Source organism: Actinoplanes sp. NPDC051411 (assembly GCF_040682075.1).
In the GTDB taxonomy this organism is placed as follows: domain Bacteria; phylum Actinomycetota; class Actinomycetes; order Mycobacteriales; family Micromonosporaceae; genus Actinoplanes.
Map to the genome: position 1 here is coordinate 84,913 of NZ_JBFBAD010000007.1, position 19,275 is coordinate 104,187.

Genomic DNA, 19,275 nt, shown 5'->3' on the forward strand with positions numbered 1-19,275 from the left:
CGTGCGACGGCGATCTGGAAGAATTCTTGCGCCTCAGGGGAGGGCCGCCAGGTCGGCGGCCACCTCCGCCGCCTCGGCCGCGTCGATCCGCCGAAGGATGGTCAGCGCCGCGCGAAGCTGGGCCCGGCCTTCGCCGGTGCGGCCCCGGGCCATGGCGCACCGGCCGAAGCCGGCCAGCGAGAGGGCCCGGTCGAACGGGCTGGAGACCTCGTCGGCCAGGGCGAGAGCCTCCCGGTGGGCGGTCAGAGCCCGGTCGACGTCGCCTGACAGCCGGTGTACGGCGCCCAGCTCATTGAGAACCATCACCTCGCCGCTCCGGTTGTGGATCTCGCGGTCGAGCGCGAGTGCCCCCTGAAGCGCGGTCGAGGCGCCGGCCAGATCGCCGGAGCGGCGGAGGACCGCGCCCAGGTAGTGCAGGGCGGTCGACTGTCCGACCCGGTGTTCCAGGCGACGGTGGCCGCGCAGGGCGGCGCGCAGCGTATCGACGGCGGCCGGATAGTCGCCGGTCCCCGCCATCGCCCGCCCGAGGTCGTTGCGGGTGAGAGCCTCGCCCATGCGGGCGCCCAGCCGGTGGTAGAGGTCGAGCGCTTCGGTCAGCAACTCGCGCGCGCCGGTGAAGTCGCCGACCCGGCCGTGCGCGATGCCGAGGACGCGCAGCGCGTACGCCTCGCCCGGCCGGTCGCCCAGCGCCCGGTAGCGCTCCAGCGCCTGGCGCAGCAGTTGCTGGGCACCGCGGAAGTCGGAGGTCATGCCGCGGGCGATCGCCAGCTCGACGAGAGCGCCGGCCTCGCCGAGCCGATCGCCCAGGGAAAGGTAGAGGTCGAGCGCCCGCGCTACGACCGGCATCGAATCGACATATCCGGCGGCCCGGGACAGCGCCTTGGCCAGGACGACCAGGGCGTTGGCCTCACCGAGCCGGTTGCTCACCGCCCGATAACCGGCCAGTGCCTCGCGGGCGTCCCGGGCGGCGCCCGGATAGTCGCCGGTGAGCCGCCGCACGGTGGCCAGATCGAGGAGCGCGCCGGCCCGTTCCACGCCGGCCGCCCGCTCGACCGCGGCGGTGTGCCGGACCAGCGCCTCGCTCCACGGCCCGTCCCGGCGCAGCAGCTCGGCCATTCCGGCGGTGACGGCCACCACCGGCCCGAGGTCGGCGGCCGCGAGCAGGTTGGCTCGCTCCACGCGCAGCCAGGTGAGTGGGTCGACCCCCTCGGGAAGGGGCGGCGGCGGTGGCCCCGGCCGGGTCATCCGGGCGAGACGGGCGTTCGCGGCGGCCGCGGTCGCGGCATAGAAGTCGAGCAGGCGGGCGGTGGCGTCGTGGTCGGCCGGATCGGCCAGGGTTCGGCAGTACGAGCGGATCAGGTCGTGCATCGTGTATCGGCGCCGGCCCACCTCGATGAGCAGGTGGTCGGCGTGCAACGCGTCCAGTTCGGCCAGGGCCGCCGTGGGCGGAAGACCGGCCAGCACGCCGGCCGCGTACGGCTCGAACTCGGTGCCCGGATGCGACCCGAGAAGCCGGAAGAAGCGCTGCCGGACGGCGGGCAGGTGACGGTACGACAGATCGAAGGCGGCGGCGATGCTGGCGTGCTCGGCCGTCACGTCGAGGAGCCGCTCGCGGGTCTCGCGCAGCAGGTCGGCGACCGTCCAGCCGGGATGCCGGCGCAGCAGCCGGGCCAGCAGGGCGACCGCGAGCGGAAGGTGGCCGCACGCCGCCACCAGCGCGGCCGGGTCACCGCCCGGCGACGGCGCGAGCCGGCGGAACATGGCGCTGGCCTCGTCGGACGCGAGTACGTCGAGCGCGACCGGCACCGCGTCGGCCGGCAGGTCGCCGAGGAAACGCCGGCTCGTGACGAGCACCAGGCAGCCGTCGGCGGTCGGCAGCAGCGGGGTCACCTGGGCGCTGTCGTACGCGTTGTCGAGCACGACCAGCGCGCGGCGCCCGGCCATGCGCGACCGCCACAGCGCCGAACGGGCTTCCACACCGGACGGAAGCCGCCGCGGGTCGAGCCCGTCCGCGGTGAGCAGCGTGGCGAGCACCTCGGCCGGATCGGCGGAGTCGCGCCCGGCGGTGTGGCCGTGCAGGTTGACGAAGATCTGCCCGTCCGGGAAGGAGTCCCGCAGCCGGTGCGCCACATGCACCGCCAGAGCGGTCTTGCCCACCCCCGGCATGCCGGCGATGGCGTGCACACCCGGGCCGGCCCGTACCAGCCGGGCGATCTCCCGCTCGCGGCCGGTGAACGCGGCGGTGTCGGCCGGCAGCGAACTGGGGCCGGACGCGGTCGGCCGCAGCAGAACCTGGTGCAGCGCGCGCAACTGCGGGCCGGGCTCGGTTCCGAGTTCGGCGACGAGGTGACCGCGTACGGCCGCCCACCGGTCGAGGGCCTCCGCGCCCCGGCCCTGCCGGTGCAGGGCCTCGATGAACAGCGCCGCCAGGGGCTCGACCAGCGGGTGCTCCTCGACCAGCGGGCGCAGCACCTCGATCACCGCGTCGGTTCCGCCCGCCGCGAGCCGGGCCCGCGCCCACTCGACCGTCGTGTCGAGCCGCCGCTGCGCGAGCAGGTCGCGGGTGCGCGACACCCACTCGCCGGAGAGATCGGCCAGTGCCGGCCCGTGCCACAGGGCGAGCGCCGCGTCGAGTTCCGCCGGCGAACCGCCGCGGGCCAGCCGCTCGAACAGCAGGAGATCGACGCACGGCGGGTCGATGTCGAGCGCGTACCCGCCCGACCGCCGGGTCAGCGCCGCCCGGTCGCGGGCCCCGCGCAGCGCCTGCCGGAGCCGGTTGACATAGCTGTAGACCACGCTTCGGACCTGGTCGGGCGGGGACGAACCCCACACGCGATCGACGAGGGTGTCGATCTGGACGGGGCGGCCGGCGTCCATCGCGAGGGCGGCCAGGACCGTACGCTGCCGCGCCGGACCCAGCGGCACGTCCGTCCCGTCGACGCGCAGCCCCACCGCACCCAGCAAACGCAACCGCACCTCGGTCACGCCGTGGACTCTACGACGCGCCAGAAAGCTTCAAGACCGGCCGCCTACGGTCCGCCGCATGACCGAAACCAAGGCCTGGCACCGAATCGCGGTGCTCGGCGACAGCATCGCCGTCCACCGGGGCGACCCGGTCGACGGCTATCCGACACTGACCTGGGCCGAGCGCCTGGTGCGGGCCCTCGACCCGGACGCCTATCTCAACCTCGGCGTCGCCGGCGCCCGGGCGGCCGAGATCAGCGCCGGACAGCTCGGGCCGGCCCTGGCGTTCCGCCCCGACCTGGCGGTTGTCGCGGCCGGCGCCAACGACGCCGCCCGGCGCTCCTTCCGGCCGGAACAGGTCGAGACCGATCTGGCCGGCATGATCGAACCACTGAGCCGGGCCGGCGCGCTGGTGGTGACGCTCGGCTGTTTCGACCTCTCCGCCACCCTGGGGACCGGGACGGCCCACCGGCTGCGCACCCTCGGCGCGCTGACCGAACGCCTCTGCCGCCACCACGGCGGCCTCCACGTCGACTTCGCCGAGCACCCGGGCCAGGGCGACGGGGTTTTGGGCGATGACGGGTTGCACATCAACGCGCGCGGCCACGCGATCGTGGCCGCCGCACTCCTCGACGCCCTCAATGATCGTTGTCGTACTTGTCGCACCCTCAGCGATCGGTGACGTCGACCAGGACCTTGCCGACCGCGCCGTTCTCCACCGCCCGGTGTGCCTCGGCGGTCTGGTCGAGCGGGAAGCGGACCAGCGGCAGCCCGTGTTCCTCGCCGACCGGCAGCGCGCCGTCGCGCACCGCGGCGGCGACGTCCTCGACCGCCGCGGTGAGCACGTCGAAGCCGGCCGTGTAGAGGACCAGGAACTGGAAGCGGCTGTTCAGCGTCATGTTCTGCCGCACGTCCAGCTCGACCGGCCGGCCGCCGTCGTTGGCGTACGTCGCGATCGTGCCCCGCGTGCGAAGCACGGCCAGGTCGAGCGCCAGGTTGGCCCCGAGCGCCACCTCGGCGACGATGTCGACGCCGTCCGGCGCGATCCCGCGGATCTCACCGGCCGGGTCGTCGCCGCGATAGTTGACCACGTGGTGGGCGCCGGCGGCGGTGGCCAGCCGCGCCTTCTCCGGCCCGCTGATCGTGCTGATCACGGTCGCGCCGGCCCAGCGCGCGAGCTGGATCACGGCGTGCCCGACCGCCCCCGCGCCACCCGCGGCCAGCACCACCTTGCCGTCGAGAGCGCCTGGCCGCAGACGGCGAGGCCCGTCCTCGGAGACGGTGAGCGCGCGATGCGCGGTGAGCGCCGGCACGCCGAGCGACGCCCCCAGGTCGAAGCCGGCCTCGTCGGGCAGCGGCACGGTCCGCTCGGCGGGCACCACGGTGAACTCGGCGGCGGTGCCGGTCGGCCGGCCGGCGGTCGCCATCCACAGCCACACCCGTTGCCCGACCCGGCCGGGGTCGACACCCTCTCCGACGGCGTCGATCACCCCGGCTCCGTCGAGGTGCGGTGTGACCTCGGGAAACTGCAGGGGGTTGGTGGCGCCGGAGCGCGTCTTCCAGTCCGTCGGGTTGACGCCCGACACCACGACGCGTACCCGCACCTCACCCGCGCCGGGCGCGGGCACCTCCCGATCGACCAGCTGGAGAACCTCGGGGTCGCCGTTGCCGCGGTAGATGATCGCCTTCATTCCCCCGATCCTTCCACGAAGCGGGCCGCCCGGCTCGGGCGTTCTGGTTGCCCAAGGAGGGACCGGATCATTCGGCGAGTGACTGCGCGATTTCGATCTCGGCGTCGGCCGGGTCTTCCGGCATGGGCTTGCGACCGGAGCGGATGAGGAGCCCGGCGACGAGGGTGCCGTGCTCTCAGCCTTCGACGCCGGTCGAGGTGTGCGCGCTGCCGACCGGCTTCGACTGGGAGGAGCCCCGCTGCCGCAGGTAGATCGCGAGGATGGCCATCGACGCGACCGCGAGCAGCTCGGACTGCCAGTTCTGCAGGGTGCGGTTCCAGAAGTCCGGCTCGGTCAGGTACTTCGGCCAGGACACCGGATCCTGCAGGTCGCCGAGCTGCTGCTCGTTGAACGAGGCCACCCCGGCGATGGACTGGCCGAGCCAGGACAGCACGAAGATCAGTCCCATGACCAGGCCCAGCGAGTTGGAGAACAACCACAGCCGCAACCCGCGGACCCGGGCCCATTTCGGTGAGCCGGCGTCCGCGAACGCGCCGATCTTCTGCTCCCGCTCGGATTCGAGGCCCGCCTTGTCGAGCTCCTTGGACTCCGGCGACCCTTTCTGCAGCAGCCAGACGGTCAGGAAGATGTAGAGGAAGAACTGCAGATATTCCGACTGCCAGTTCTCCAGCACGTCGGCGCCGAAACTGGCCGACGTCACGTAGCGGGCGAAGGAGACCGGCGGCAGACCCTCGGTCAGCTGCTGCTGGTTGAAGTCGGCGTGCCCGGCGAACGCCTGCGCGATCAGCACGATCAGGAACAGAGCCCCGAACACCAGCCCGAGGGAGTTGTCCCGCAGGAACCGTTTCATCGGTGCAGCACCCCCAGCGCCGAGAAATAGACCAGGCCGACGGCGATGACCAGCAGCAGAAGCGTGAACAACGGCCGCATCAGCTCAACCTCCCTGCAGCGTGCAGTCATAGGGCTGGTCGCCACGCGGCGTGCAGCCGGCCGCGACCACCCGCCACCCGCCACCGAAAACCGCCAGGAACACGGTGTCGCCGGTCAGCCGGACCTGCGCCCACTGCCCGTACACCTGCGCACCGGTCACCTCGCCGGGCGCCGGCAGATTCTCGTCGAGGATCGCCTCCGGACAGGATTTGTCCGCCGACTCGGTCAGTTCCGCGGCGGTCTTCGGGGCCAGGAGCACACACGCGGCACTGCCGTCATGCTGTTGCACCGCGGTCAGCAGGCGGACCGCCGCGGCGGACGCGGCAGCCTGCCGGTCACCGACCGACCCGCACCCCGCCAGCCCGGCCACGAGCACCGCTGCCGCGGCCACCGAGATCACCTTCATGGGCGGGGGGATTCCCGATCTCTACGAGTTTTAATCAGGCGCGGCCGGGGCTCACCGGGCCGGGTGCCCGGGCGGCGCCGGTGTGGGTGATGTAGAGGAGGGCGGTGTCGTCGTTGTGCCGGCCGTCGTCGTGCTGCACCGCCGCGAGCAGGGCGTCGACGTATTCGACCGGGTCGCCGATCGTGGCGAGGCGGCCGGCGAGGTCGAGGAAGCGGTCCTCGCCGAGGCGGGTGCCGTCGGTGCAGAAACCCTCGAAGGCGCCATCGGTGTAGAGCAGCAGGCCGGCACCGGGTGGCAGGGCGATCGTCGACTCGTGCCACCGGCCGCGGCCGGGGAACATGCCCAGGCTCAGACCGTTGCGCACCCCGGCCGGCCGGGCGCCGGCCGGGGTGATGATCAGCGGCGCGGGGTGCCCGGCGCTGGTCAGTACGACCCGCGACCGGTCCGGTTCGATGCGGGCGCCGCAGACGGTCGCGAACATGCCGTCGTGCGGGCGCTCGGCGACCAGCACGTCCTCGAGCAGCCGCATCCGCTGGGTCTTGGGCACTCCGGCCAGGGTGAGGGTGCGCCAGCCGACCCGCAGGGCGACGCCCATGGCGGCCTCGTCGGGGCCGCTGCCGCAGACGTCGCCGATCACGGCGTGCACCGCGCCGTCGCTGGTCTGCACGACGTCGTAGAAGTCGCCGCCCAGCAACGCCCGCTGCCGCCCGGGAAGGTATCGGCTGACCAGGCGCACGGCCGGGTCGGCGAGGATCGGCTTGGGCAGCAGGCCCCGCTGAAGACGGACGTTCTCGCTGGCCAGCAGTTGGCTGTCGCGCAGGCTGCGCTCGGCGTTCTGAGCACGTTTGCGGTGGATCGCGTAGTGGATCGTGCGGCCGAGGACAAGCCCGTCGATCTGATCCTTGACCAGGTAGTCCTGGGCGCCGGCGGCCACCGCCGCGGCCGCCGCGGCGGCGTCGTTGAGACCGGTCAGGACCAGGACCGCGGACTGCGGCCACCGGTTGAGGACCTGCTGCAACGCCGCCGGCCCGTGCCCGTCCGGCAGGTGCAGGTCGAGCAGCACACCATCGGGGGTGCAGTTCGAGGTGAGCGCCTGGGTCAGGGTGCCGGCTGTCTCGAGACGAGCCACCACGTCGCTGTCGGCCAGATGTTCCCGGACCAGCACGGCATCACCCGGGTCGTCCTCGATCAGCAGCATTGTGTAGCCGTCCGCGGGCGCCGAGCCCTGGCGCCGGGACCGGACACCCGCTCTGCCGTCAACGCTCGTCATCGACACCCCAGCCGCGAGTCAGCTGCCGCACACGTGCGGCTCGCGACGTCGTCCACCGCCGCGTTCACCATCCAACGACGAGGCCAGTATGCCTCACCCGTGGGGCACCGATCGAGGCAGCGAAGTGAGCTCAGCTGTTCACGGAGGCGTTTGCCGCAAGCGCCTATGTCGTCGTCTTGACGGCCATGAGAGTGAAAGCTAACTTGTGCTTACTTGACTTCCACGAATATGAATCGCGTCTATATATGTGGACATGAGCCGCTCAAGGGAGTTGCCATGCGTACACAGGCAATGGCGGCGTCGTTCGCCGCCCTGGTCGCCGCGGCGGGCGCCGCCCCGCCGCCCGCCTCCGCCCCGGTCATGACGCCGGCGACCGCGGTCGCCGCGCGCACCGACCGGCGGCCTGTCGCGGGCGGCCTCTATGACGCCGCCGCCGGGAAGACCTTCATCTCCTGGGGAGGCCAGTACGAGGACAACTACGTGCAGGCCTACGACCACCGCAGCCGCACCTGGTCGGCGCCCGTGCTGGTGGCCGGTGGCGACAACGACTCGCACAACTACCCGACGATGGTGCAGGCCGCCGACGGGCACCTGCTCGTCTTCCGGGGGCTGCACAACAAGGAACTCTGGGTGGCCCGCTCCCCGAAGCCGCACTCGATCGAGGGAACCTGGACCGACGTGCAGATCCCGGCCGGACTGGGCGCGACCTATCCGATGCCGGTACGCACCGCCGACGGCACGCTCTTCGTCTTCATCCGGGAGACGGCCGGCGACTTCGACCCGGGCTATCCGACCGACACCCGGCCGATGAAGTACGTGCGCTCCACCGACAACGGGCTGACCTGGCAGAGTTCCGCGTCGCTGACCGGCGACCGGTGGGCGATCGCGCCGCTCGGCCGGGCCGACAACATGAACGAGGTCTACGTCGGTCAGCTCCGCTACGAGCCGGCCACGCTGCTGCACGGCGAGCGGATCGGGATCGTCTACACCCTCGCCGGCGGCGGACCCGAGGGCCACCTGCACGACCGCTATCACCGGAACATCTACTACGCCACCTTCACCCCGGCCGATCTGCACTTCCACGCCGCGGACGGGCACGACCTGGGCACCACCGTCGACGACGCCGATCAGGAGGCGCACCTCAAGGTGGTGGACACGCCGCTGCAGACCGTCAACCCGCGCTCGCCCGATTACATCAGCCTGGTCGGCAGCACGCTGGGCGCCTGGCCGTTCGTGGTCTGGATGCGCCTCGACGCGGACGGCCGGGTGCATGACGAGGCCGCGCTGTGGTCGCCGCTCGGCGGCTGGCGCAACCGGGAGGTGACCACCGGTGTGCGGGTCCGCGACATGGAACGCCTCGACGCGACGACGTGGCGGGTCTACGGCACCGACGACGCGGGGACGCCCGGAATCACCACCTATCGGCTGACCGGCGGCACCCGCTGGCGGTTCGAGTCGGCGATCGCCACGCCGCGGGCCGTGCAGCGGATCGAGGTGATCGCCGATCACCGTGACCCGGCGAGGATCCTGGCCACCGGCGCCAGCAGCGACCGCGACGTTGCGGTGGCCGACGGCGACGTGTACGTGGCCGGGGCCCCCGGTCGCTGAAGGGGCCCCGGCCACGCGCTCGATCAGATAGTCACGGCCGTACGCCCGAAAGCCGGAGCGTCGCGGAGAGCGGGAGATCCGCCGAGGATGTGCCGGCGGAGAGCCGGTAGGTGCCGTCAGGCACCACCCACCGGCCGGTCGCGGTGTCCCAATGAGCGAACGCGCGCGCGGCGATCTGGATCACGACCTGGCGGGTCTGCCCGGGGCGGAGGGTCACCTTGGCGAAACCGGCCAGCTGGTGCGGTGGCTCGGGCACGGCGGCCGACCCCGGGATGCCGGTGTACACCTGCACGACCTGGCTGCCGGTGCGCCGGCCGGTGTTCGTGACCTCGACCCGCACCGTGACGCCGTCCCGGCCGGGGGAGTACCGCAGGTGGCCGAGGCGGAAGCCGGTGTAGGACAGGCCGTACCCGAACGGGAACAGCGGCCGGATGCCGGCCGCGTCGTAATGGCGGTAGCCGACGAACACGCCCTCGGAGTACGTGGCGACGCCGTTCACGCCGGGATACTGCGCGGGAGTGTCGGCGGGCGTGTCGGCCAGGTTCTTCGGGAAGGTGATGGGCAGCCGGCCGGCCGGGTCGGCGTCGCCGAACAGGGTGGCCGCGATCGCGTTGCCGTCCTCCTCGCCCGGATACCAGCCCTCGAGCACCCCGGCGACCTGGTTCAGCCACGGCATGAGCACCGGTCCGCCGGTGTTGAGCACCACGATCGTGTGCGGGTTGGCCGCGGCCACCGCGGAGACCAGCCGGTCCTGGTAGCCCGGCAGTTGCAGGGTGCTCCGGTCGATGCCCTCGGCCTCCTCTTCGCCGACGAAGACCACCGCGACGGCCGCCGACCGGGCGGTCCGCACGGCGTCGGCGATGTCGCTGTCGTACGCATCGGACGGTGCCGTCCAGCCGAGCTCGATGGTGCTCGTGCCGGCATAGTCGACCTGCACCTGGTGTGCCTCGCCGGCGACCAGGTGCACGGTGACCGAGGTCGTGCCGGACGGGAAGTTGCCGCCACCGTGGGTCAGCTGGGCGCCGTCGAGGTAGAGGGTGGCCGCGCCCCGGCTGGTCAGGTTGAACGTGTAGTCACCGGTCACCGGCGCGGTCAGCGACCCGGTCCAGCGCACCGACCAGCCGGTCGCGGGCAGGCCCGCCACCGGGGGCACGAAGTGGTAATCGGTGTCGATCCACGGCTCGGCCCGGGTCAGTGCGGGCGCGCCGGACCAGGTGCTGTTCGGATAGTACGAGGCGGTCAGATTGTGCAGGGCGGAGCTCGGCACCGCCGGCTGCGGTCCCAGGTTCACCGGCGGCATCCCCTCGGCGTACGTGACCTTCGAGTGCCCGGCCCGCTTCGTGATGGCGTCCAGCGGGCTGACGGTGTAGAGCGGCGCCACCGCGGGGCTGCCACCGCCGCCGGTCGTTGCGGTGGCCGCGCCCGGCCCGATCAGCGCGACCGAGCGCAGCCGGTCGCTGTCCAGCGGCAACTGGCCGCGGCTGTTCTTGAGCAGCACGGTGGCCTGCTCGGCGAGCCGGCGAGCGACCGCCCCGTCCGCCTTGGCATCGATCGGCGTGGTGGTCGGCGGCCGCTCGAACAGGCCGAAGCGGATCATCGTGGCCAGGATGCGGTGCACGTGCTCGTCGACCGTGGCCTCGCTCACCTGGCCGGACTGGACCGCCCGGGTGAGCGCGTCGCCGTAGTAGGTGGCGGACGGCAGCTCGATGTCGAGCCCGTTGTCCGCGCACCCGACGGTGTCGTGGCAGGAGCTGAAGTCGGAGATGACGAAACCGGGGAAGCCCCACGCGTCCTTGAGGGTGTTCGCGAGCAGGTCGGCACTCTGGCACGCGTGCACGCCGTTGACCAGGTTCTTGGCGCACATCACCGAGCCCGAGCGTCCCTGTTGGACGGCCGCCTGGAAGGCCGGCTCGTAGATCTCGTGCAGGGTCCGCTGGTCGATCAGCTCGTTGACCGAGTCGCGGTTGGCCTCCTGGTTGTTGGCGGCGTAGTGCTTCACGTCGGCGATCACGCCCTGGGACTGGATGCCGCGGATGTTGCCGACCGCGATCTGCCCGGCCAGGTACGGATCCTCACCGAACGCCTCGAACGTACGGCCGTTGAGCGGCACCCGGGCGATGTTGACGTTCGGGCCCTCCATCAGGTTGCGCCCCTGCGCCCGGGTCTCGGCGCCCTCGATCGCGCCGTAGCCGCGGGCGGCGCCCGGGTCGAACGTCGCCGCCTGACCGATCGGAGCGGGTAGCGCGGTCGCCGCGTGCTGTACCGGGCCGCCGGAGCCGACCCCGGCCGGGCCGTTGTTCATCAGCAGCGCCGGGATGCACAGCCGGGGGATCGGCGCCACCTCGCGGGAGTGTTCGGCGTCGGAGAGGGTGTGCATCTCCTGCGTCTTCTCGGCGAGCGTCATCTGCGCGACGAGCAGCGTGGCTCGCTGGCCGGGGGAGCGGTGGGTGTCCATCCACGGCTCGCCCGCGCAGCCGGCACCCGGGCCGGTCGCCGGGGTTGCCGCGGCGAGCGCGGTCACGACGGCGCCGGCCGCCGCGACGGCGACCAACGACCGAACAATCCGTTGCATGTCTCCGGCCTCCCAGAGGTGTCCAGCTGCCACATATGTGAACGGCTTCCGCCTACGTATATCGATGAGGCTAACTTTGCGGCCGGACCAGGGCAACGGGCACACCAGCCGGTTGAATGTCAGACCTAAAGAACGCTGCCCTCCCGGTTTCCGGGAAGCGACGCTCTTGATCGCGGGCGCAGGGTCCGCGACGAGGCCGGGAGTTTGTCCGCATGAGGTTGTCGGGCCGTGCCCGCTCGACCGAAGGGCATCGCTCGCGCCGAGTGGGTGATCCGGGCTCCGAACGGCGCTAGCCGGGTGGGCGACGGAAGGCGCCGTACCACTCCAGCTTGGCGATCTCGCGGGCCACCGTTTCGTCCTGGTCCGGCGGGCCGGTCAAGACCTGGTGGGCCAGGACCTGGAAGCCGCCCCAGACGAAGACCCGGGCGGCGGTGGCCGGGTCCAGGTCGCTCGCCGTACGGCCGGCCTGCTGGTCGGCGCGCAGCCAGGTCTCGGCCTGCTCGATGAAGCGCTGCAGCTGGCCGTCCCAGTATTCGCGCGCCACTTCGTCGTACGCGACCACCTCGAGCACCGCGGCCAGCAGGTGCCGTCGCTCACGGTAGTAGCTCAGGTCGCGGACCATCGCCTCGACCATCCCGGCCATGCCCTCGACCGGCGGGGCGGTGCTTATCAGTTCGAACGCGCCGTCGGCCAACGTGTCGATCAGGCGCAGGAGCAGCTCGGTCTTGTCCCGGAAGTGCAGATAGAAGGTTGACCGGGCGACCCCGGCCTCGGCGGCCAGCCGCTGTACGCCCAGTTCGGTGAAACGCGCGCCGCCGGCGAGCAGCCGCTCGGTCGACTCGAGAATCTTCGCCTCTACCGCGGCGCGACGGGTCGCGCCGGACGAGGACCGGCGAGTGACTGATGGCATGCGGGAATTTTAGGCGGCTACCCATATGCTTTACTCGGACACACTGTCCGACACGGCGTCCGATAAAGGAAACGACATGACAACGTTTGTTCTGGTTCCGGGAGCCTGGCACCTGCCGTCGACCTTCGATCTGCTGCGCGGCGAGCTGGACCGGCTCGGCTATCCGAGCATCGCGGTGAAGCTGGTGACCAGCGGGCCGGAGGCGCTTGGCGGCCTCGCGGAGGACGCGGCGGCGGTGCGCGCGGCAATCGAGGCGGTCGACGGGCCGGCCGTGGTACTGGCCCACTCGTACGGCGGCATCCCGGTCACCGAGGGCGCGGCCGGCCGGCCGAACGTTCAGCATCTGGTCTACCTGGCCGCCTACCTGCCCGATGTGAACGAGTCGATGTTCACGCTTCACGGCATGCCCGACCCGGACGACACCGAGGGCTACTTCCCGATCGGCGACGACCCCCGGGCCCAGCTCTACGCTGACGTTCCGGACGACGTGGCCGAGTCGGCCGTCAACCGGCTGGTGCGGCAGCGGATCCAGCCATGGGCGGACCGGGTCACCGAGGCCGCATGGCACACCGTCCCGTCCACATACATCGTCACCGAGAACGACGGCTCGCTGCCGGTGGCGCTGCAGGAGTCGATGTCCGGCCACGCGAAGGGTGTGCGGCGGATCGCCACCAGCCACTCCCCCTTCCTGTCCAGGCCGGCCGAGCTGGCCCGGCTGCTGGACGAGATCGCCCGGAGCTGACCGGCCGGGCGGCCGGCCGGCGATCACCTTTGACCGTCAGGGGGTGGTGACGGCGAACTGGTTGACGGTCGCCGAACCGCCGAGGGCTCTGGTGGCGTAGTCGAAGACCCCGAACCGGTAGCCCATGAAGAACTGCCAGTCGTTGGTGAGCGTGAACGGCGGCCCCAGCGTCGTGAACGTCGTGCCGTCGGTGCTGTAGGAGAACGTCGCGGTGCGGCCGGAGCCGGGCCGGATGTCGGCGTTGACCCGCAGCCAGATCCGGCCGCCGGAGATGTTCGCGCCGGCCGCCTCGTTCCCGGTGCCGGTCGTGGTCCACCCGCTGGTCGACATGGTCAGGCCGTTGGTCATCGAGACCCGGGTGACGCCGTTGTCCTTGCGTACCCCGATCCAGGCCGACTGGTCGCGCAGCATGGCCAGGCCGGCCCGGTCGCCGTCGGCCATCGCCGAGTAGTCGAGGGCGATGGTCGCGGCCGAGGTCGGGCCCGGGATGCGACGGGTGAGCGTGTTGCGGGCGTTGTAGAGGTCGTTGGTCACGGTCGCGGTGGACAGGTGCAGTCCGCCGCCGACGCTGAACTTCGAGGTGTCCGGGTTGTGGTTCCACTCATACTGCGGGCCGAGCGCCGCGCCGGTGAAGTCGTCCGAGCCGGTCATCGGGGCGAGTGGGTGCCAGGGCAGGTTCGGCCGGGGATAGGAGGCGCCCCACCGGCCGTTGACGGTCTGCAGGGTCGGCCAGCCGTCGCTCGTCCAGGTGATCGGCGCGAGGGTCGGCATCCGGCCGCCGGGGTACGCGTCGGTGAACGCCATGTACCACCAGTCGCCGTTCTGGGTCTGCACGAGGCCGCCCTGGTGGGGGACACCGCCGCCGCTGATCGGGCCGGGCAGGTCGAGCAGGACCTGGCGCTGCTCGTACGGCCCCCACGGGCTGGTCGAGCGGAGAACGTACTGGCCGTTGGCCGGCCGGGTGCACCAGATGTAGTAGTAGTCGCCGCGCTTGTACATCCGGGAGCCTTCGAGGGTGCCGATGCCCGACGGGGTCTGGAAAACGGTCTGGGCACGGACCTGCGAGGTCAGATCGGGCGACAGCTGGGCGACGCTGATCGTGGTGTTGCCGTACGCGACGTACGGGGTGTCGCCGTCGAACAGCAGCCCGGCGTCGTAGTAGCAGTTGTTGATGCGGGCCTTCCTGGTCCAACCGTTCTCGATCGAGGTCGAGCTGTAGACGTACGTGCGGTTGAACTCGGTGCAGCCGAGCCAGTAGTACGTCTGGTTGCTGGGCCGGTAGTTGAAGGCCGACGCCCAGATGCCCTTGACGTAGGCACGGCCGCCGTTGAGGTCGTAGGCCGGTGAGTCGAAGTCGAGGCGGGGCACCGAGTGCCCGGCGTACTCCCAGTTGACCAGGTCGTAGGAGCGCAGGATGGGCGCGCCGGGCGAGTAGTGCATCGTCGACGCCGAGTAGTAGTACACGTCGCCGACCCGGATGATGTCGCCGTCCGCGAAGTCCTGCCAGATCACCGGGTTGCTGAAGGTGACCGGCGCCGAGGGAGGTGGCCCGGTGGTCGGTCCAGTAGTCGGCCCGGCGGTGGGCCCGGTGGTGGGCCCGGTGGTGGGCCCGGTGGTGGGCCCGGTGGTGGGTCCGGTGGTCGGCCCGGTCGTGGGTCCGGTGTCGCCGGTGCACGGAACTCCGTTGAGCGCGAAGGCCGCGGGAACCGGGTTGGACGAGGTCCAGGCGCCGTTGAAACCGAAGCCGGCGTCGCCCCCGGTCGGGATGCTCGAGTTGTAGTCCATGTTCTTCGCCGTTACCTGTGATCCGGCTTGGGTGACAGCGGCGTTCCAGGCCTGGCTCACCGTCTGGCCGGCGGCGAACGACCAGGTGAGGTTCCAGCCGGTGACGGGGTCGCCGAGGTTGGTGACGGTGACCGAGGCGCCGAAGCCACCCTGCCACTGGTTGGTGAGGGTGTAGGTGACCCGGCAGCCGGTGGCGGCCTCGGCGCGGGTGGCGACGGCGGCGACGCTCAGGCTGAGCGCGAGAACCACGGTCATGGTGAGCCGGCGCAGGCGTCTCACGCGGATTGTCTCCTCGGTGGCGGCACAACGATCGACGGGCGGGGTACCTGAGAGGGTGGGAGCGCTCCCATTCGGATTCACCGATATTGCCAGGCTATTTCCTGACAGTTCAAGCCGACCATTTCCGCGGGGTGCCGATAACGGGTTTTCACCGATGAGCCCGGGAGTTCCGCGAAATTCATGTGCTTGAATGTCCGACGACGTTCTGGCAACCTCGGGCACAGCGTGTTAACGCTCTCACCCCTCAGGAGATCGAGATGGCCGGAAGCAAACGGCGCGCCCTCGGCGCCGTACTCGTCGCCGTGCTGGCCCTGACCGGCGCGGTCACCCGGGCCGGGATGGCCGCGGCGGAGTCGAACGGCGGTGTCCGGGTCATGCCGCTGGGCGACTCGATCACCGAGGGAACCCAGGTTCCCGGCGGCTATCGCATCGGCCTCTGGCAGCGGCTGGCCGCCGGTGGTTACCGGGTCGACTTCGTCGGCACGCAGTCCAACGGCCCGGCCGCCCTCGGTGACCACGACCACGAGGGTCATCCGGGATGGCGGATCGACCAGATCGACGCCAACATCACCGGCTGGCTCAGTACCGCCGCCCCGCGGACGGTTCTGCTGCACATCGGGACCAACGACGTACTGCAGAACTACAACCTCGCCGGGGCGCCGAGCCGGCTCTCGGCCCTCATCGACCACATCACCGCCGGCGCGCCGGCCGCGGACGTGTTCGTGGCGACGATCATCCCGTTGGCCTCGGCGAGCCAGGAGGCCGCCGCGCGTACCTTCAACGCCGCCGTTCCCGGCATCGTGCAGAGCAAGGTCAACGCGGGTAAGCACGTCCACCTCGTCGACATGCACGCCGCCCTGACCGCGGCCGACCTGACCGACGGCATCCATCCCACCGCCGCCGGCTACGACAAGATGGCCGCCACCTGGTACGCCGCGCTGCGCTCGGTGCCGGGAACGATCGGCGACGCCGGGGGGAGCGGCACGGCCGGAACGCTGGTCAGTACCTCGTCCGGACGCTGCCTCGACGTTCCCGGCAGCAACAGCGCCAACGGCACCCAGCCGGTCATCTGGGACTGCAACGGGGGCGCCAACCAGCGTTGGGCGGTCAGCGGCGCCTCGATCCAGGCCCTCGGCAAGTGCCTGGACGCGCCGGTCAACGCCGCCGCCGGGACGAAGGTCCAGGTCTGGGACTGCAACGGCGGCACCAATCAGCAGTGGTCATTCAACAGCGACGGTACGGTCCGGGGTGTCCAGTCCGGGCTCTGCCTGGACGTCGACCACAATCTCACCGCGAACGGTACGGCCGTACTGCTGTGGACCTGCACCGCCGCGGCGAATCAGCGGTGGTCGCGGATCTGAGCCTGCCGGATCCTTCCCGAGTACCCCGTTCGTCGCTCGATCGAAGACAGCCGATGTTCGGGCGCTACCACCCACTCAAATGCTGTGGCATACTTCGATATCGGGAATGTGGGAGCGCTCCCAGAGAACCGTATGAACACCGAGGAGCGCATCGATGCACGACATTCCCGTACACCCGAAACGCCGTACCGGCAGCCGATTCGGACCGCTTCTCGGCGGCGCCTGCGCCGCGCTGGTCGCCGCGTCGTCGATGGTCCTGGTCAATGTCGCCCACGCCGACACCACCCGGGCAGCCGGGACCACCCTGAAGGCGGCGGCCGAGCTGAGCGGCCGCTATTTCGGTGCCGCCATGGGGCAGGACCGCCTCAGCGACTCCGGCTTCCTCGCGATCGCCAACCGCGAGTTCGACATGATGACCCCCGTCAACGAGATGAAGCCCGACGCGACCGAGCCCAGCAGCGGCAACTTCACGTTCGGCGCCGGTGACGCGATCTACAACTGGGCCGTTCAGCACGGCATGCGGGTCCGGGGCCACACCCTGGCCTGGCACGGACAGCAACCGGCCTTCTGGCGCAACCTCAGCGGCAGCGCGCTGCGTTCGGCGATGATCGAGCACATCAACGGCGTGATGGCCCACTACAGGGGCAAGCTCGCCTACTGGGACGTGGTCAACGAAGCCTTCGCCGAGGACGGCAGCCGTCGGCAGTCCAACCTGCAGGCGACCGGCAACGACTGGATCGAGGCCGCGTTCCGGACCGCGCGCGCCGCCGACCCGAGCGTGAAGCTCTGCTACAACGACTACAACATCGAGAACTGGAACTACGCCAAGACGCAGGGCGTCTACAACATGATCAAGGACTTCAAGGCCCGGGGGGTGCCGGTCGACTGCGTCGGCTTCCAGACCCACTTCACCGGTGGTAGTTCGCTGCCGAGCACCTTCCAGCAGACACTGTCGAACTTCGGCGCCCTCGGGGTGGACGTGGCGCTCACCGAGGTCGACGTCACCAACGCGGCGACCAACCAGTACCAGGGACTCACCCAGGCCTGCGTGAACGTCCCCCGCTGCGTCGGCATCACGACGTGGGGCATCCGCGACAGCGACTCCTGGCGCGGCAGCGAGAACCCGCTGCTCTTCGATCGCAACAGCAACCCCAAGCCCGCGTACGCCGCGGTCCTCGGCGCGCTCAACGCCGCACCCACCACCCAGCCGCCGACCACACCGCCTACCAGCGCGCCCACCACGCCACCTACCACGCCACCCACGACCGCGCCCACCACGCCGCCCCCGACCGGGCAGACGGGCGCCTGTACCGCGACGTTCCGGATGGCGAACAGCTGGCCGGGCGGCTTCCAGGGCGAGGTGACCGTGGCCAACGGCAGCTCCGCCGCGATCAGCGGCTGGACCGCCTATCTGACACTGGCCGGTGGGCAGACCCTCGCCAGCGTCTGGAACGGAACCGGCACCGGCACCACCGGCGCGGTCAGCGTCCGCAACGCCTCCTACAACGGTTCCCTCGCCGCGAACGCGTCGACCACCTTCGGCTTCACCGTCACCGGGAGCAGCAACACCGCGCCCAGCGACCTCTCCTGCACCAGCTCCTGACCGGCGAGGAGAAACAGCCGTAGGTCGATGAACGCGGGTCCCGGCCGGGGAGGCCGGGACCCGCGAAGTGCCGGCCGGGCGCCGAAGCGACTCGGCCACCGTCCGATTCGTCGAGGGCTCAGCCGGCCGTCGTCGTGCCCTTGGCGCTGGTGAGGTCGGCGTGCAGCTTGGCGAGGTCGACCTTGACGGCCTGGTGGGCCGGGTCGGCGGCGCGGATGCCGGCCTTCGTGGTCGCCGCGTCGACCTGCTTACGCCATGCGGCGGTGTCGGCGAGCGCCTTGGTGATGTCGGCCAGCAGGACCGTCCGGGCGGCCGCGAGCTTCGGTTTGGCGGCGAGCCGGGCCTGCAGCGCCTGCAGCTTGGCGGTGATGTGGTCCGCCTTCGTGTCGACCTTCGCCTTCATGGTTTCCACGGTGCGTGGCGGCTCCGGCGTCGTCGCGAAGGCGGGGGTGGCCATGCCCGTGACGGCCGCGGCGGCCCCGAGGATGAGTCCGGCAGCACGAACAATTCTCATAACGCATCCAATCGTTTTTAAACGCCTATTACCGCCTAAAATATGCTGGGCCGGCGAGGCCTGCCGAGGCGCTTCCGGCCATTCACCGGAACGCGGTCGTCCGTTCGGAGGGGCCGGGGTTGATGCCGCTGCGCGGCTGACGGAGGCCGCATTTCGTCGGACGGCGTGCCCTCGCGAGCGAGACCTTGCGCAGGACGGGGTTCAACTCCACGCTTGATTCTGGATACGCCGGGTACATATGTGGTGTCGTCCACTGTCCCGAGGAGTCCGGCCATGGTGCCCAACCTGATTCGACGCTTCGTCATCATGGCGATCGCCGTGCCGCTCGCGGCCGCCGGCGCCCGCAAGCTCAGCGACGCCCTCGAAGCACGGCGCGGACCCAGCCGGGCGACTCGCCTGCTGCGGCAGGGAGCAGACACGCTGGGCGGCTTCCGGCGGCAGAAGAGGCGCCGGTTCTCCTTCGGCCGCTGACATAGGCGACCAGCGGCTCGGAAGGTCTGCGGCCCGCGCCGGCCGCGCCCCGCCCCCGCCCCGCGGGTCGCCGCCCCCCCCCCCCCCCCCCCCGCGCCGATCCCCGGCCCGGGGCCGGCCGGCGGGGAGAGACCCCCCGCCCCCCCCCGCGCCCCGCGAGCCCGCGGGG

Annotated in this window: 15 protein-coding genes; 6 read left to right on the top strand and 9 right to left on the bottom strand. The window is 71.3% G+C overall.

The annotated features are described in order from the left end of the window. Nucleotides 1-33: 33 nt before the first annotated feature. Entirely contained in the window at nucleotides 34-2,985 is a 2,952-nt protein-coding gene (locus tag AB0M88_RS05880) for a tetratricopeptide repeat protein (protein WP_364095990.1), read from the bottom strand. A 58-nt stretch (nucleotides 2,986-3,043) separates the two neighbouring features. Here AB0M88_RS05880 and AB0M88_RS05885 point away from each other — a divergent pair, with 58 nt between their 5' ends. Next, the gene (locus tag AB0M88_RS05885; protein ID WP_364095993.1) at nucleotides 3,044-3,646 is read left to right on the top strand and encodes an SGNH/GDSL hydrolase family protein; all 603 of its coding nucleotides are present in this window, start codon (nucleotides 3,044-3,046) and stop codon (nucleotides 3,644-3,646) included. On the opposite strand, the gene AB0M88_RS05890 is transcribed toward AB0M88_RS05885, so the two are convergent. The 4 genes from AB0M88_RS05890 to AB0M88_RS05905 all read right to left on the bottom strand — a co-directional run bounded on the left by AB0M88_RS05890 (nucleotide 3,633) and on the right by AB0M88_RS05905 (nucleotide 7,261). Further along, the gene (locus AB0M88_RS05890) at nucleotides 3,633-4,655 is read right to left on the bottom strand and encodes an NADPH:quinone reductase (RefSeq protein WP_364095996.1); all 1,023 of its coding nucleotides are present in this window, start codon (nucleotides 4,653-4,655) and stop codon (nucleotides 3,633-3,635) included. The genes AB0M88_RS05885 and AB0M88_RS05890 overlap by 14 nt on opposite strands. A 175-nt stretch (nucleotides 4,656-4,830) precedes the next feature. Next, nucleotides 4,831-5,505, bottom strand: a complete 675-nt coding sequence (locus AB0M88_RS05895; RefSeq protein ID WP_364095999.1) for a DUF6766 family protein — start codon at nucleotides 5,503-5,505, stop codon at nucleotides 4,831-4,833. Nucleotides 5,506-5,589: 84 nt separating this feature from the next. Then, entirely contained in the window at nucleotides 5,590-5,976 is a 387-nt protein-coding gene (locus AB0M88_RS05900) for a hypothetical protein (protein WP_364096002.1), read from the bottom strand. 49 nt (nucleotides 5,977-6,025) lie between these two features. Then, entirely contained in the window at nucleotides 6,026-7,261 is a 1,236-nt protein-coding gene (locus AB0M88_RS05905) for a fused response regulator/phosphatase (RefSeq protein WP_364096005.1), read from the bottom strand. A gap of 276 nt (nucleotides 7,262-7,537) precedes the next feature. On the opposite strand from AB0M88_RS05905, the gene AB0M88_RS05910 reads away from it, so the two are divergent. Further along, a complete protein-coding gene (locus tag AB0M88_RS05910) occupies nucleotides 7,538-8,869 on the top strand; it encodes a BNR-4 repeat-containing protein (RefSeq protein ID WP_364096008.1) in 1,332 nt (443 codons plus the stop codon). Nucleotides 8,870-8,900: 31 nt separating this feature from the next. Here the strand turns inward: AB0M88_RS05910 and AB0M88_RS05915 are convergent, their stop codons facing one another. Together AB0M88_RS05915 and AB0M88_RS05920 are read right to left on the bottom strand one after the other, a co-directional pair. Continuing rightward, nucleotides 8,901-11,441 carry a glycoside hydrolase family 3 C-terminal domain-containing protein gene (locus tag AB0M88_RS05915; RefSeq protein ID WP_364096011.1) on the bottom strand — a complete coding sequence of 847 codons (2,541 nt, stop codon included), beginning with the start codon at nucleotides 11,439-11,441 and terminating at the stop codon, nucleotides 8,901-8,903. Nucleotides 11,442-11,730: 289 nt separating this feature from the next. Next, nucleotides 11,731-12,351 (bottom strand): TetR/AcrR family transcriptional regulator, encoded by a 621-nt coding sequence (locus tag AB0M88_RS05920; RefSeq protein WP_364096014.1) that lies wholly within the window; start codon nucleotides 12,349-12,351, stop codon nucleotides 11,731-11,733. Between the two features lie 76 nt (nucleotides 12,352-12,427). Between AB0M88_RS05920 and AB0M88_RS05925 the strand changes: the two genes are divergently transcribed. Further along, complete coding sequence (locus AB0M88_RS05925) at nucleotides 12,428-13,093, top strand: alpha/beta hydrolase (protein ID WP_364096018.1); 666 nt, start codon at nucleotides 12,428-12,430, stop codon at nucleotides 13,091-13,093. 36 nt (nucleotides 13,094-13,129) lie between these two features. Here the strand turns inward: AB0M88_RS05925 and AB0M88_RS05930 are convergent, their stop codons facing one another. After that, the gene (locus AB0M88_RS05930) at nucleotides 13,130-15,133 is read right to left on the bottom strand and encodes a family 43 glycosylhydrolase (protein WP_364096157.1); all 2,004 of its coding nucleotides are present in this window, start codon (nucleotides 15,131-15,133) and stop codon (nucleotides 13,130-13,132) included. 362 nt (nucleotides 15,134-15,495) lie between these two features. Between AB0M88_RS05930 and AB0M88_RS05935 the strand changes: the two genes are divergently transcribed. Continuing rightward, the gene (locus AB0M88_RS05935; RefSeq protein WP_364096160.1) at nucleotides 15,496-16,518 is read left to right on the top strand and encodes a ricin-type beta-trefoil lectin domain protein; all 1,023 of its coding nucleotides are present in this window, start codon (nucleotides 15,496-15,498) and stop codon (nucleotides 16,516-16,518) included. Between the two features lie 154 nt (nucleotides 16,519-16,672). Then, entirely contained in the window at nucleotides 16,673-18,121 is a 1,449-nt protein-coding gene (locus tag AB0M88_RS05940) for an endo-1,4-beta-xylanase (RefSeq protein ID WP_364096020.1), read from the top strand. 118 nt (nucleotides 18,122-18,239) lie between these two features. Here AB0M88_RS05940 and AB0M88_RS05945 read toward each other — a convergent pair whose 3' ends face one another. Continuing rightward, on the bottom strand, nucleotides 18,240-18,635 hold the full coding sequence (locus AB0M88_RS05945; protein ID WP_364096023.1) for a hypothetical protein: 396 nt from the start codon (nucleotides 18,633-18,635) through the stop codon (nucleotides 18,240-18,242). Nucleotides 18,636-18,908: 273 nt separating this feature from the next. On the opposite strand from AB0M88_RS05945, the gene AB0M88_RS05950 reads away from it, so the two are divergent. Next, nucleotides 18,909-19,106 carry a hypothetical protein gene (locus AB0M88_RS05950; RefSeq protein WP_364096026.1) on the top strand — a complete coding sequence of 66 codons (198 nt, stop codon included), beginning with the start codon at nucleotides 18,909-18,911 and terminating at the stop codon, nucleotides 19,104-19,106. The last annotated feature ends 169 nt before the right edge of the window (nucleotides 19,107-19,275 follow it).